12 protein-coding genes and 1 tRNA gene are annotated in these 13,380 nt (G+C 65.7%); 2 read left to right on the forward strand and 11 right to left on the reverse strand.

Annotated elements, in window-relative coordinates:
* Window positions 1–41: 41 nt before the first annotated feature.
* The 10 genes from Q9R31_RS16060 to Q9R31_RS16105 form a co-directional block, all read right to left on the reverse strand.
* Window positions 42–1,040, reverse strand: coding sequence for a sugar phosphate isomerase/epimerase family protein (locus Q9R31_RS16060; RefSeq protein ID WP_311263711.1), 999 nt, complete (start codon window positions 1,038–1,040; stop codon window positions 42–44).
* A gap of 126 nt (window positions 1,041–1,166) precedes the next feature.
* The gene (locus tag Q9R31_RS16065) at window positions 1,167–1,856 is read right to left on the reverse strand and encodes a GntR family transcriptional regulator (RefSeq protein ID WP_311263712.1); all 690 of its coding nucleotides are present in this window, start codon (window positions 1,854–1,856) and stop codon (window positions 1,167–1,169) included.
* Window positions 1,857–1,969: 113 nt separating this feature from the next.
* On the reverse strand, window positions 1,970–2,746 hold the full coding sequence (locus Q9R31_RS16070; RefSeq protein WP_311263713.1) for an SDR family NAD(P)-dependent oxidoreductase: 777 nt from the start codon (window positions 2,744–2,746) through the stop codon (window positions 1,970–1,972).
* Window positions 2,747–2,755: 9 nt separating this feature from the next.
* Window positions 2,756–4,105 (reverse strand): MFS transporter, encoded by a 1,350-nt coding sequence (locus Q9R31_RS16075; protein ID WP_311263714.1) that lies wholly within the window; start codon window positions 4,103–4,105, stop codon window positions 2,756–2,758.
* 222 nt (window positions 4,106–4,327) lie between these two features.
* Window positions 4,328–5,059 (reverse strand): FadR/GntR family transcriptional regulator, encoded by a 732-nt coding sequence (locus tag Q9R31_RS16080; protein WP_311263715.1) that lies wholly within the window; start codon window positions 5,057–5,059, stop codon window positions 4,328–4,330.
* A gap of 231 nt (window positions 5,060–5,290) precedes the next feature.
* Entirely contained in the window at window positions 5,291–6,193 is a 903-nt protein-coding gene (gene sucD, locus Q9R31_RS16085) for a succinate--CoA ligase subunit alpha (RefSeq protein ID WP_311263716.1), read from the reverse strand.
* 11 nt (window positions 6,194–6,204) lie between these two features.
* Complete coding sequence (gene sucC, locus Q9R31_RS16090) at window positions 6,205–7,374, reverse strand: ADP-forming succinate--CoA ligase subunit beta (protein WP_311263717.1); 1,170 nt, start codon at window positions 7,372–7,374, stop codon at window positions 6,205–6,207.
* A gap of 222 nt (window positions 7,375–7,596) precedes the next feature.
* Window positions 7,597–8,283 (reverse strand): hypothetical protein, encoded by a 687-nt coding sequence (locus Q9R31_RS16095; protein WP_311263785.1) that lies wholly within the window; start codon window positions 8,281–8,283, stop codon window positions 7,597–7,599.
* Window positions 8,284–8,331: 48 nt separating this feature from the next.
* Window positions 8,332–10,884 (reverse strand): DNA helicase PcrA, encoded by a 2,553-nt coding sequence (gene pcrA, locus Q9R31_RS16100; protein ID WP_311263718.1) that lies wholly within the window; start codon window positions 10,882–10,884, stop codon window positions 8,332–8,334.
* Window positions 10,885–10,973: 89 nt separating this feature from the next.
* Complete coding sequence (locus Q9R31_RS16105) at window positions 10,974–11,804, reverse strand: inositol monophosphatase family protein (protein ID WP_311263719.1); 831 nt, start codon at window positions 11,802–11,804, stop codon at window positions 10,974–10,976.
* Between the two features lie 32 nt (window positions 11,805–11,836).
* Here Q9R31_RS16105 and Q9R31_RS16110 point away from each other — a divergent pair, with 32 nt between their 5' ends.
* Window positions 11,837–12,463 carry a hypothetical protein gene (locus Q9R31_RS16110; protein WP_311263720.1) on the forward strand — a complete coding sequence of 209 codons (627 nt, stop codon included), beginning with the start codon at window positions 11,837–11,839 and terminating at the stop codon, window positions 12,461–12,463.
* Here Q9R31_RS16110 and Q9R31_RS16115 read toward each other — a convergent pair.
* Complete coding sequence (locus Q9R31_RS16115; protein ID WP_311263721.1) at window positions 12,460–13,224, reverse strand: DUF998 domain-containing protein; 765 nt, start codon at window positions 13,222–13,224, stop codon at window positions 12,460–12,462. The genes Q9R31_RS16110 and Q9R31_RS16115 overlap by 4 nt on opposite strands.
* 82 nt (window positions 13,225–13,306) lie before the next feature.
* On the opposite strand from Q9R31_RS16115, the gene Q9R31_RS16120 reads away from it, so the two are divergent.
* Window positions 13,307–13,379 (forward strand) — tRNA-Arg (locus Q9R31_RS16120).
* Window position 13,380: the final 1 nt, after the last annotated feature.

A 13,380-nucleotide genomic window follows, 5' to 3' on the forward strand; every position in this document is an offset into this window, starting at 1 on the left:
TCCTCGTTGAACCGGTTGGGTCGGTTGGGATGCCTGCCGGCCTAGCGGGCCGGGACGGTCGCGGGGGTCTGCCGGCCCTGCGCCACCAGGCTGGTACCCAGGGTGTAGCCGTCATGCTTGGGCAGCACCTGCCGCCGCAGGTAGTCCTGGTTGGCGGCCGTGACGCTCAGGCCGTCGCCGCCGTAGTGCTCCGTGCAGATAATGCCCTGGAAGCCCACGGAGATGGCGAACTGGAAGGCCTCGCGGTAGCTGATGAGGCCGGATTCCATCGGGGCAGGCATGGCGACGTAGTGGTCCCGGGCCTGGTCTTCGTCACGAATGTAGTTCTTGACGTGCCAGTAGTTGGAGTAGGGCAGGGTCTTGTGCACCAGTTCGCGCCAGTCCTCGATGGGGCGGTGCAGGCGGATCAGGTTGCCGAGGTCCGGGTTCAGGCCAACGTTGGGCAGGTCGATGTCCTGGACGAGCTGCACGGAGGAGTCTGCGGTGCCAAGGTAGGTATCCTCGTACATTTCCAGCGAGACCAGGAGTCCCAGTTCCGCGGCATGCTTGCCCACTTCGCGGATACGCGTGACGGCGTTGTTCCAGGTTTCCTTGTCCCCTGCGGGGTCCTTGTGGCCTTCGACGGTCCAGAACCAGAGCTGCTTCTGCTGCTCCGGCGTGATGGCCTGGTGCAGGCCGATCGAGACGACCTCGCAACCGAGCTGCGCAGCGGCCTCGAGGGTGCGGTGCGTGTAGGCCAGGTTTTCCTCCCACTTGCCTTCTTGGATCACGCTGCGGCGGATGGCGGAGATGGAGGGAAGCCCCAGGCCGGCGGCGGTGGCGGCGGCCTTCAATTCATCAAGCCGGGCGCTCGAAAGGTCGCCGGGGCGCACCCAGCTGTCGGTGAGGTCGGCGTTGGTGAAACCGGCATCTGCCACTTCTTCGAAGACCTGCTGCCAGGCGCTGGCAGGGGCGTCCTGGACGGCTGTTCCGTCGGGCTTGGTTCCCGGAAACTGCAGCAGGGCAGCGGCGATGGGCCAGTTTTCAGCGGTGTACGGCATTGTCACTCCAGATCTAGAATCGCATTTCCTATAGGATCTACGCTTTAGGTTGGTCCTGTCAAGGGTCTTTCTGTTCCTCCCTTGGGAGGATGGTGGAGGGCGCGCCGCCGCGGGCCCTGATGCCTGCTAGCTGCGCACTTCGCTGTCGTGCTGCGAGCGCTGCTTGACGCCCTCAATGTGGTCGATCATCTTTTGCCGGGCGAGATCGGCGTCGCCACTCTCGAACGCGTTGAGGATCTCGGTATGCTCCGCGATGGCATAGTCGGCATCAGTCACGCCCAGGCCGCCGAAGAAGCGGAAGCGCTGCACCTGGCCGCCCAGCGCGTTGTAGGCAGACAGCAGGAACTGGTTGTCCGCGGACTCGGCGATGAGCCGGTGGAAGCGCTCGTCGGCTTCCCAGTAGGCACGGAACTCTGCGAAGGACGGACCGCGTGGCGCTGCCTTCAGGTCCTCGATGGCCTGCTGCAGCTGCCCTGTCAGTTGCGGGTCCGCGTGCTTGCAGGCCATAAACGCATTGGCTGGTTCGATGACCAGGCGGGCGTCCATGAGATCGGCAAGTTCCTCCGGGGAAAACAGCGGGGCGACGCGGTAGCCGCGCAGGGCCATCCTCCGCACCATCCCGGTCGCTTCCAGCCGGGCGAGCGCCTCGCGGACCGGCGTCGGGGAAACGTCCAGTTCCCGCGCCATCCCATCGATGCTGACCGGAGTGCCGGCCTCCAGCCGGCCGTCCATCAGGGCAACAAGAAGCGCCTCGTAAACGTGGTCGGCGAGGACCTGCCTGCTCACGCCACCGGAGGCCTGCTTCTTGGTTGCCATGTAGAAATCCTATAGCCGGAAAAAGCGCGGGAGCGCGCGGATGAGGTGTCCCGGGCACGCCTGCTGGTGCCGTGCAGCGCGGTTTACCGCACGGCACCAGCGGGAAGTGGTGGTCAGGAAACCTGCAGGCCGCCGTTGATGTCGTAAGTGGCGGCGGTGATGTACCCGGCGTCCTCGCCCAGCAGGAACGCGATCAGCGCTGCCACTTCCTCGCGGGTTCCCACCCTGCCCATCATGATGCCCTCGGACATCTGGGCCTTGCGCTCGTCCGTCAGCGTTCCACCCATGATGTCCGTGTCGATCGGACCGGGGGCGATGGCATTCACGGTGATGTTGTGCTCGCCCACCTCGCGGGCCAGGGCACGGGTGAAGCCCAGGATCCCGGCTTTCGACGCACTGTAGGCGACCTTGGAGTAGGTGCCGCCGCCGCGCTGGGCCGAGATGGAGGAGATGCTGACAATCCTCCCGAGTTCGCGCTCGATCATGCCCCGAAGGACACGCTGGGAAACAAGGAAGGTGCCGCGCATGTTAATGGCGAAGACCTTGTCCCATTCCGCCACTGTGGTCTCCATGAACGGAGTGGGGGAACTGATTCCCGCGAGGTTAACCAGTCCGACGATGGGCGGAAGCGCCTGCTCGATCTCCGTGATGGCACGGTCCACCGATGCCTCATCGGAGACGTCGGCACCCACGCCGATGGCCTTGACGGCACGGCTGGAGCCGATTTCCGCCGCCGCGGCCTTCGCATCCTCGGCGTTGATGTCAAGGATCGCGATGGACCAGCCTTCGCTGGCCAGCCGGTCTGCGGTTGCCCGGCCGATACCGCGGGCGGATGCCGCCCCGGTGAGGACCGCCGTGCGCTCTGCGGGGAAGGTGTGCTGTGTAGTCATTGATGCGTCCTAGTGGGTTTCGGCGGCGGGAACAGTGGCCCCGGGGGCGGAGATACCTTCCGGCCGATTGCGTGCGTAAAGGTAGGTGGCGACGGCGGTTACGGCGAGGCAGGCGGCGAGGAAGACCAGCCCGCTCTGGCTGTTTCCGGTGGCGTCCTTGAGGATGCCCACGATGTAGGGCGCCACGAAGCCGCCCAGGTTACCGAGGGAGTTGACCATGGCAAGCCCGGCAGCCGCCGCGGCACCGGTAAGGGCTGCCGAGGGCATGGCAAGGAACGGTGCGATGGCGGAGTAGATGCCCATGGCGGCGAGGGTCAGGAACACCATGGCCAGGACGGCGTTGACTGGCAGCAGGAAGCCTGCGCCCAGGAGGCCGACGGCGGCGAGCACCATGCTCATGCTGGCATGCCAGACGCGGTTGCCGGTTCGGTCCGAGCGCTTGCTCCAGAAGTAGACGAACACTGCTGCGATGGCGTAGGGGATGAAGACGATGAAGCCCACCTGGGTGGAGTCCAGCTTGCCCAGCGCCTTGACGATGGTGGGCAACCAGAGTCCCAGGCCGTAGATGCCGCACACCAGGCCGAAGTACAGCGCGGAGTAGGCGATGGTGCGGGGGTCCTTCAATCCGGCCAGGAAGTTGTGGTTGCCGGCCTTCTGCTTGTGGGCAAGTTCGGCGCTCATCGTATTGGAGAGCCACTCGCGTTCCTCCGGCTTGAGCCACTTGGCGTGTTCAGGCCGGTCGGTCATGACGAACGGGGTGATGATGCCCATCAGGATGGCGGGAATGCCTTCAAGGATGTAGAGCCACTGCCAGCCGTGCAGGCCTGCAACACCTTCCAGGTTCAGGAGCATGCCGGACACGGGGGCGCCGAGGGCGTTGGAGATGGGCTGGGCCAGGATGAAGATACCCAGCACCGTTACGCGCTGCGCGGCAGGGAACCACAGGGTCAGGTAGAAGAGGATGGCAGGGAAGAAGCCGGCCTCGGCGGCTCCGAGCAGGAAGCGGATGATGTAGAAGGTCGCTTCACCATTCACCAGGAACATGGCCGTGGCAAAGATGCCCCAGCTGATGAGGATGCGGGCGATCCACTTGCGGGCGCCATAGCGGTACATGCCGCCGTTGGACGGGATTTCAAGCAGTGCATAGCCGAGGAAGAAGATGCCGGCGCCCAGGCCGTAGGCGGCCTCGGTCAGGCCGATGTCCCCCTGCATGCCGAGCTTGGCAAAGCCCACATTGTTCCGGTCCAGGTAGGCAATGAAGTACAGAAGGACGATCAGGGGCATGAGCCTCCGACGAACTTTGCGGAGGGTGGTCTCGCCCAGCTCGCCGAGAGCGGGGGCAGCAGCACGCGAGGTCATCGCTGGCCTCCCCTGGCGTTGTGGAAACCCTCGGAAGGGGAATGCGCGCACATAACGACTCCTTTGGCTGGCGGCATTTTTGGGGGGATTGATATCAGATGTCTGATGTCTGTATGAGATTCTAATCACAGGGACCGGGAGCGTCAACATCACTGCGGACGGGGCCGGACGGGCATGCCGATAGGAGGCAAATACCCACTTGGATGAAGCTTAGACACGCGCTTAGCGCGCAGTGGCTCCGCTGCGGCTGGAAACGGCGAGGTAGTGCTCGTAGTCCTCGAAGGTCTGGGTGATGTGCGCGTCCATGGTGGAGCGGGCCGTAGCCGGGTCTCCTGCGGCGATGGCCGCGAGGACCATCTTGTGATGGTGGATGGCGTGGCGCTGCACATCCGGGAACGCTGAGGTTTCGCGCCGCATCGCGTACAGCAGGGTGGACAACTGGCCCAGCAGGGCCGGCACGAACGGGTTGCCCGATGCGCGCAGGACGGTGTCGTGGAAGGCGATGTCGGCCACGGTCAGCGCGTCCACGTCGCCGGCATGATGCGCCGCTTCCATCTGCTCAACGCTGTCCTGCAGCGCGGCGAGGTCGGCCGGCCGGTGGCGCGAGGCGGCGAGTTCCGCCGCGCCGGTCTCCACCATGCGGCGGACTTCGAGCAACCGAAGCGCCACCTGGTCCGAGGCCACTCCCCTGGAGGCTGACCGCATAATGGCGTCCAGTCCCGTCCAGCGCTCGGGCGGGTTGACGAAGGTGCCCAGGCCGCGCTTTACGTACACCACGTCCTGCGCCTTCAGCACTTTCATGGCTTCCCGGGCCGTCAGCCTGCTGACACCCGACTCCTTGGCGATATCAGCCTCCGGCGGCAGGGCGTCGTCGGCCTTGATCTCTCCACTGAGGATGTGCTCAAGGACCTTGTCCACGACGGCGTCGACCAGGGTGGGTCGCTTTTCTGCCATCCGTCATTCCCCTGCCTGCGCGCCCGAGGCGCCCCTGTTTTTCCTTCCCCAACATTACTCGACGCATTGGAGCACCCGCTGCCCGGCCGTCGTCGTTGGCTAAACAGCAGCGTTCTTCAAACAGCAAAGCTCGTTAAACAGCAAAGCTCGTTAAACAGCAAACGCGGGGCCACCCCTTGCCGGTCCATCGAGCGGACCGGGCCGGGAATGGCCCCGCGCTGTGCAGTACTGCTAGAGGGCTGAGTAGACCTCGCGGAGCAGCTTGGCGGTCTCAGACGGCGTCTTGCCGACCTTGACGCCGGCGGCCTCGAGCGCTTCCTTCTTGGCCTGGGCGGTACCGGCGGACCCGGAGACGATGGCACCTGCGTGGCCCATGGTCTTGCCTTCGGGAGCCGTGAAGCCGGCGACGTAGCCGACGACCGGCTTGGTCACGTTGGCCTTGATGAAGTCGGCTGCGCGCTCTTCGGCGTCGCCGCCGATTTCACCGATCATGACGATGGCCTTGGTCTCGGGGTCAGCCTCGAACGCGGCCAGGGCGTCGATGTGCGTGGTGCCGATGATGGGGTCGCCGCCGATGCCGATGGCGGTGGAGAAGCCCAGGTCGCGCAGTTCGTACATCATCTGGTAGGTCAGGGTGCCCGACTTGGAAACCAGGCCGATGGGGCCCTTGCCGGTGATGTTGGCCGGGGTGATGCCGACCAGGGCTTCACCCGGGGTGATGATGCCGGGGCAGTTCGGGCCGATGATGCGGGTGACCTGGTTGCCGTCGGCGTCCACTGTGGACTGGGCCAGTGCCCAGAATTCGGCGGAGTCCTGGACGGGAACGCCTTCGGTGATGACCACGACCAGGCCGATGCCGGCCTCGATGGCTTCGACCACGGCGTTCTTGGTGAATGCCGGCGGCACGAAGACGATGGAGACGTCAGCGCCGGTTTCAGCCATGGCTTCCTTGACGGTGCCGTAGACGTTGATTTCCTTGTCGCCGTGCAGGACCGTGGTGCCGGCCTTGCGGGCGTTGACGCCGCCGACGATGTTGGTGCCGGCCTTGAGCATCAGGGCGGTGTGCTTGGTGCCTTCGCCGCCGGTGATGCCCTGGACGATGACCTTGGAGTCCTTGTTCAGATAGATAGACATGGTGCGTCCCTTTACTTCGCTGCGTTGGCGAGCTCGGCGGCCTTGTCGGCGCCCTCGTCCATGGTGGCGGCCAGGGTAACCAGCGGGTGGTTGGCCTCGGTGAGGATGCGGCGGCCTTCCTCGACGTTGTTGCCGTCGAGCCGGACTACCAGCGGCTTGTTGGCGGAGCTGCCGAGTTCGGCCAGTGCGCCGACGATGCCCTTGGCGACGGCGTCGCACGCGGTGATGCCGCCGAAGACGTTGACGAACACCGACTTGACCTGCTCGTCGCCCAGGATGACGTCCAGGCCGGCGGCCATGACCTCTGCGGAGGCTCCGCCGCCGATGTCCAGGAAGTTGGCCGGCTTGACGTTGCCGTGGTTCTCGCCTGCGTAGGCGACGACGTCGAGCGTGGACATGACCAGGCCGGCGCCATTGCCGATGATGCCTACTTCGCCGTCGAGCTTGACGTAGTTGAGGTCTTGCGCCTTTGCCTTGGCCTCAAGCGGGTCTGCAGCGTCCTTGTCCTCGAGCTGCGCGTGCTTCGGGTGGCGGAAGTCGGCGTTCTCGTCGAGGGAAACCTTGCCGTCGAGGGCCAGGATGTCACCGCTGCCGGTCTTGACCAGCGGGTTGACCTCCACCAGGGTGGCGTCTTCCTTCTTGAAGACGTCCCAGAGCTTCAGGATGACGCCTGCCACCTGGCCGCGGAGTTCCTCGGCGAAGCCGGCGGCCGCGACGATTTCGTCGGCCTTGGCCTGGTCGATGCCCACGGCGGGGTCGATGGCAATCTTTGCCAGCGCTTCGGGGCGTTCGACGGCGAGCTGTTCGATTTCCATGCCGCCCTCAACCGAGCACATGGCCAGGTAGTTGCGGTTGGCCCGGTCCAGCAGGACGGAGAAGTAGTACTCCTCGGCGATGTCAGCACCCTGGGCAATCATCACCTTGTTGACGGTGTGGCCCTTGATGTCCATGCCCAGGATGTTGGTGGCATGCTCAAATGCCTCGTCGGCGGACTTTGCCACCTTGACGCCGCCGGCCTTGCCGCGGCCGCCTGCCTTGACCTGTGCCTTGACAACGGTCACGCCGCCGATCTTCTCGGCAGCTGCCTTTGCTTCTTCTGGGGTGTACGCCACGATGCCGGCAAGCACGGGTACACCGTGCGCCTCGAACATATCGCGCGCCTGGTATTCAAACAGGTCCACGGTTTAGTGTCCTTCTACGTCGAAGTAGTTTCTGTACAGTCGGACACCATCGAAAGACGATGACCGGGCTGCGGATTGCACGCACCGGCGGCTGTCTGGAAACGAGCCACGCGGCGTAATGCTCCATGGGGAACTCTAGTCCTTTGGAGGGACCGGGCCGTCCCAGACTACCTCTTATGTGAGTAAGCACACTATTCTATGGACCGTAGAAAAACCGCGGATTTACGGGGTTTTTAAGCCCTCTGCCTGCGGCGACGCACTGCTTGTGGCCGGCCCAGGGACCAGTTCGTAACGTTCGGGGGAAACGAAGAATCCGACGCCGGCAGACACGTTCCCGCACGCCACTCCGCCGTTGTAGGCGGAACAGCGCAGCCCGTTCCGTTCCAGGTTCTGCCCGTCCCCAAGGACAGGCAGTTGGGCCAGCGGCCCGGCCTTAGTCCCCTTGGGCCCGTAGGCAGCTTCCATTGACGTGACGCCGGAGCGGCATTCGCCGTAGCGTACGGTGTCCGGCGCCAGCAATGCCACGCCGCCCAGGTAGCCAAGGTGGGTTCCCGCGCAGTCATCCTTGACGTCCCCGGATTGGGGAGGCTGGTAGGTGGCAAGCCCGCAGTGGGCCACCGGGACAATGGGCAGCTTGTTGTTGGCGGCATCGGCGTACCGGTTTTGTTCGTACGGCAGGTTCACGTGGTCACCGCGCGCGGACGTCAGTGAGCAGGCGATGGTCCGGTCCGCGGTGATGAAGGAGAGGACGTCGCCTCCGCTGGAGAACGTCTTCGGATCGGCCAGGGGCGCCTTTTCCAGCTGCTCCATGGGCTGCAGTGGCGCCGGTGGAACGTAGGAGGGGTCCTTGGTGGTCACGCTGCACCCCGTGGCGGTGACGGCGGTGATAAGGAAAAGGGCGGCGAGCATTCCCCAGGCAGTCCGTCGCATGGGCTTTATTATGCCCGCAGCCGACGCTTAGGCGTCCAGTTTGGTCAGCGGCGCGTACCGCAGCAGCAGGCGCTTCTCACCGACATCGAACTTGACCTTGGCCACGGTCTTGTCCCCGGCCCCTTCAAGCGCCAGGACGGTTCCGTTGCCGAAGCTGGTGTGGTTGACCTTGTCCCCCACGCTGACGGCGATGATTTCCTTCTGCGGCTGCACCCGGTTTTTGGCGATGAAGGCGGGAACGTCGGCGTTGAACCCGGCGGAGGAGTCCGCCGCCGCGCCGCGGGCAGTACCGGCGCCCCAGAACGACCCGCTGTAGCGGCCGGACCCAATGGACCCGCCGCCCCAGCCGCCGGCCTGCCTGCTGATTCCTTCCCGTTTCCACTCCAGGAGCTCTGCAGGGATTTCCTCCAGGAACTGGCTGGCAGGGTTGTACTGGCTCTGGCCCCACATGCTGCGCACCTCGGACCGGGTCACGTACAGCCGCTTGCGGGCACGGGTCAGCCCGACGTAGGCCAGGCGCCGTTCCTCGGCCAGTTCCTTGGGGTCGGTTGCGGAGCGCTGGTGCGGAAACAGACCGTGCTCCATGCCGGTGAGGAAGACTACCGGGAATTCCAGGCCTTTGGCCGTGTGCAGGGTCATGAGGGTGACCACGCCCAGCCGTTTGGCCTCGGCCACGGCGGCGTCAATGTCCGCGCCGGGGGCATCCGGGATCTGGTCGGCATCGGCCACCAGGGACACCTGTTCCAGGAATGCGGCAAGGCTGCCCTCCGGGTTCTCCTGCTCGTACTCGCGCACCACGGCCACGAGTTCGGCCAGGTTCTCCACGCGCGATTCGTCCTGCGGATCGGTGCTGGAGCGCAGCGCGGCAAGGTAGCCAGTCTGTTCCAGGACCGCTTCCAGTGCGGCGGCAGCCCCGGATCCAGTGGCTACTTCGGCGAGGTCGTCCAGCATCTTCACGAAGCCCAGGACCGCATTGACGGACCGGGTGGCCATGCCGGGCGCCTGGTCGGCGCGGCGGGCGGCTTCCATGAACGACGTCCGCTCACGCTGGGCCAGGGCTGCAACGGCGCCTTCGGCGCGGTCACCGATGCCGCGCTTAGGCTCGTTCAGCACCCGGCGAAGGTTGACGTCGTCGTCCGGGTTCACCAGCACGCGCAGGTACGCGAGGGCGTCCTTGATTTCCTTCCGCTCGTAGAAGCGGGTGCCGCCCACTACCTTGTACGGCAGGCCCACGCGCACCAGGACGTCTTCGATGGAGCGGGACTGGGCGTTGGTCCGGTAGAAGATGGCGACATCGCCCGGGCGCAGGTTTTCCTCGTCCTGCAGCCGGTCGATCTCCTTGGCGATGAACTGCGCTTCGTCATGTTCGTTTTCGCCCACGTAGCCGATGATCTTGTGGCCTTCGCCCTCGGCAGTCCAGAGCCTTTTTTCCGGGCGGTTGGGGTTGCGCGAGATGACCGAGTTGGCGGCGCTCAGGATGTTTTGGGTGGAGCGGTAGTTCTGCTCCAGCTTGATGGTCCGGGCTTCCGGGTAGTCCTTTTCGAACTCCACGATGTTCCGTATGTCCGCGCCACGGAAGGCGTAGATGGACTGGTCCGAATCACCCACCACGGTCAGTTCGGACGCACCCGGGCCCTCGCCCACGATTTCCCGCACCAGGGCGTACTGGGCGTGGTTGGTGTCCTGGTATTCGTCCACCAGCACGTGCCGGAACCTGCGGCGGTAGGACTCGGCGAGCGCGGGGAAGGCGCGGAACATGTAGACGGTCTCGGCGATGAGGTCATCGAAGTCCATGGCGTTGGCCTGCCGGAGGCGCTGGGTGTAGCCCTTGTAGACGTCCGCGACAGCATGTTCGAAGGGGTCGTTGTAATTGGCCGCCGAGGCAAAGGAATCGGCGTCGATAAGTTCGTTCTTCAACGCCGAGATCTTGTGCTGGATGGCTTTGGGGGCGAACTTCTTGGGGTCCAGGTCCAGGGCCTTGGATACCTGGGTGACCAGCCGGAGGGAATCGGCGGAGTCGTAAATGGAGAAGTTGGATTTCAGCCCGACGTTGGCCGCTTCCTGCCGCAGGATCCGCACGCAGGAGGAGTGGAACGTGGAGATCCACATGATCTTGGCCCGGCCGCCCACCAGGGCCTCAATGCGCTCCCGCATTTCCGCGGCTGCCTTGTTGGTGAAGGTGATGGCCAGGATTTCGCCGTGGTGGGCACGGCCGGTGGCGATCAGATACGCGATCCTGTTGCTGAGCACGCGGGTCTTGCCGGACCCGGCACCGGCGACGATCAGCAGCGCGGTACCAGCGTGCTTGACCGCTTCCTCCTGCTGCGGGTTCAGACCCTCCAGGAGCTGGGCAGCGTCCGGGCGGCGGCTGCCATGGTGCCGGCCGTCGTCGTGCCTGTCGCCGTGGCCCGCGCGGTCCTGCTCCCCGTTGTTCTGCTGCTGCCAGCCGGCGCGGCTGCCCGGCATTCCGCCGGGCCCGGCCGTGGTGGCAATGCCCTCCGGCCCCGTCCTGGTGCGGGCGGTGGCGGCAGGAGCGGCCTTGAACGGTCCGTCAGAGTACGGGTCAAACAACATATCCATGGTGCATACAAGTCTAGGCGGTGGGACCGACAACGCCTTCCAGCCTGTGGATTACTCCCCTATGCAAGGAAGCGCCGCAGGCAGCCGCTTTAGCCGACCGAGCCTGACTGAAGGGCCGTACGCAACTGACGCACCGCCGTCGTTCCTCCTGCCAGGAACCACTCCAGGCCGTTGACGCGGACGGTGTCCACGGCGCCGCCGGCGGCACGGACGATCGCCTTGCCAGGCAGCCAGTCCCATTCGGGGCAGCTGTGCTGGAACCAGCAGCCCAGCTGTCCGTCCGCCACACGGCCCAGGTCGCAGGAGCCGGAGCCCAGCATGCGGAGGGACGCGGCGGACGTGGCAGCCGCATGCCAGGGCATCGCGCACATCGGGTCCATCAGCCAGGTGGGGTGGATGTAGGTGGCCGCGCCAAGTTCGGCGACACTGGTGGCGTTGCGCTTGCCACCGTCGTCGCTGAACCCGGTGAGGAGGTCGCCGTTCAGGGTGGCGGGCCGGTCCTGCCCGCCAAGCCACAGCTTGTCCTCCTCCGGCTGGAAGATGGCGCCGAGCACGACGTCGTCGCGGTCCTTCAGGGCGATGGCGGAGCACCAGTACGTGGAGCCGTGCAGGAAGTTGTAGGTGCCGTCCACGGGGTCGATCACCCAGGTACGGCCGCTGGTTCCCTGGACGGAGGCGCCTTCCTCACCCAGGATGCCGTCCTCCGGCCGGCAGCGCTGCAGCTGCTCCAGCACGTAGGCTTCGGCGGCGTGGTCCGCCGCGGTCACCACGTCGGAGACGGAGGTTTTTTGTTCCGGCTGCAGGCCGGCCATGCGCATGAGGAGCGCCAGCTGCCCCGCTTCACGGACCAGCGCCGCCGCCAGTTCGTAGTCGTCCAGTGAGGGGTCAAGAACAGCTGCGCTGTGTCGGCCAGTGGTCATGGCTTCAGTTTATGGGGCGGGATAATGGTGCCATGGCCAAAACCCCTGCCCAGCGGATCAAGAAGCACGGCGCCAAAGCGGTGGTGCCGCAGCATCACCTGCCGCCGGTGGTCAATCCCACCACAGCGCGTACGCCGGAGAAGGCGCAAGGCAACAGCAACCTCATTGTCATTGCCGGCGTGGTGGCCAGCCTGTTCCTGTTCTGGTACCTGCACCTGCTGACCCTGGACCAGCTCACGCAGCTCACCACCGGCCTGGCCATGCCGGATTCGCTGGTGGGCGGATTTGATGCCGGCTACATCGGACGGCTGCAGGGGGTCATGAGCAGCGACGCCCTGGGGCAGCTGAACTACGTGCACAAGACCGCCGGAACCCTTTTCCCGCTGATCTTCGGGTTCACCTGGCTGCTGCTCATAGGGACCAACGTGGCGCGGAAGTCGCTGCGCTGGGCGCTGTGGGCGCTGCCCATGCTGTTCGTGGTGGTCCGGCTGTGGGGCAACGTGGCCATTGACGCGATGATGGCGTCGGCAGGTCCCGACGCCGGCCAGGTTGCCCTGGCGTCCGGCCTCACCGTCGCCGGGTGGGTGCTTTTGGTGTTGAGCCTCCTGGCCGGGGCCGCGGCCGTGTTCCTGAACAGGCGGGCACGGACAGAGACCTAGGCGGCAGTTACCCGGGCTGCAGCAGCCCGACGTTCCTTCCGGTGCCGGTGCACCCGCTGTGCGATGACCAGCCCCGAGGCGGCCATCCCGACGGTTACGGGATATCCCATCAGCCGTTCCAGTGTGCCGGGCTCCGGGACCATCATGCCGGTCAGCCCGCCCGTCGCCACCGCCGCCAGTGACACCACGCCGCATGCCAGGATGAACCATGCCATGCCGGTTTTCCGGAGCCAGAGCAGGCCGAGCACCAGCAGTGCAGCGCCGCCGGCCAGGAAGTAGGTGACCGCGCCCCAGTAGTGCCATGGGGAGCCAACGTCTTCGGGCACCAGTCCCACAACCACCGTTCCGGCACCCGCGGCGCCGGTGAGCAGCCGAACTGCGCCGGCCGCGAGCCACGGCTCCTTCCGGGACCGGTTGATCCGGATACCGGGCAGGGCGGCCACGCGCAGCAGCCCCGACGTCAGCAGCAACGCGCCCACCAGCATCCCAAGCCCCTGGACCACGAACGAGGCATTCATCAGCCAGTTCAACGGGGAGCAGACGTCCCGGCCGGAGAACATCCCGCAGTGGAGGGCGCCCAGGTCACTGATGTACCCGGTGCGCAGGTCGTAGGGACGGGGTCCCGCCCAGGCCATGGCCACGGCGGCCTCCGCGGCGAAGTACTGCAGCACGCTCAGAATGGCCCAGGCCCCGATGTACTGACGGGTGGACGCAACATGCGCAATAAAGGCGGCGGGAGCGGCAGAGGGGGCTGGACTCATGCCTTGAGCGTAGTACGGCCCCGCACCTTGTATGCTTGTTACCGTGTCCGCCGGACCGGCCCCGCCGAACCACCGGATGCCCGCCCTCGTAGCTCAGTGGATAGAGCACGGCTCTCCTAAAGCCGGTGTCGTTGGTTCGATTCCAATCGAGGGCAC

Origin of the sequence: Pseudarthrobacter sp. BRE9 (assembly GCF_031844305.1) — a bacterium.
Classification (GTDB): domain Bacteria; phylum Actinomycetota; class Actinomycetes; order Actinomycetales; family Micrococcaceae; genus Arthrobacter.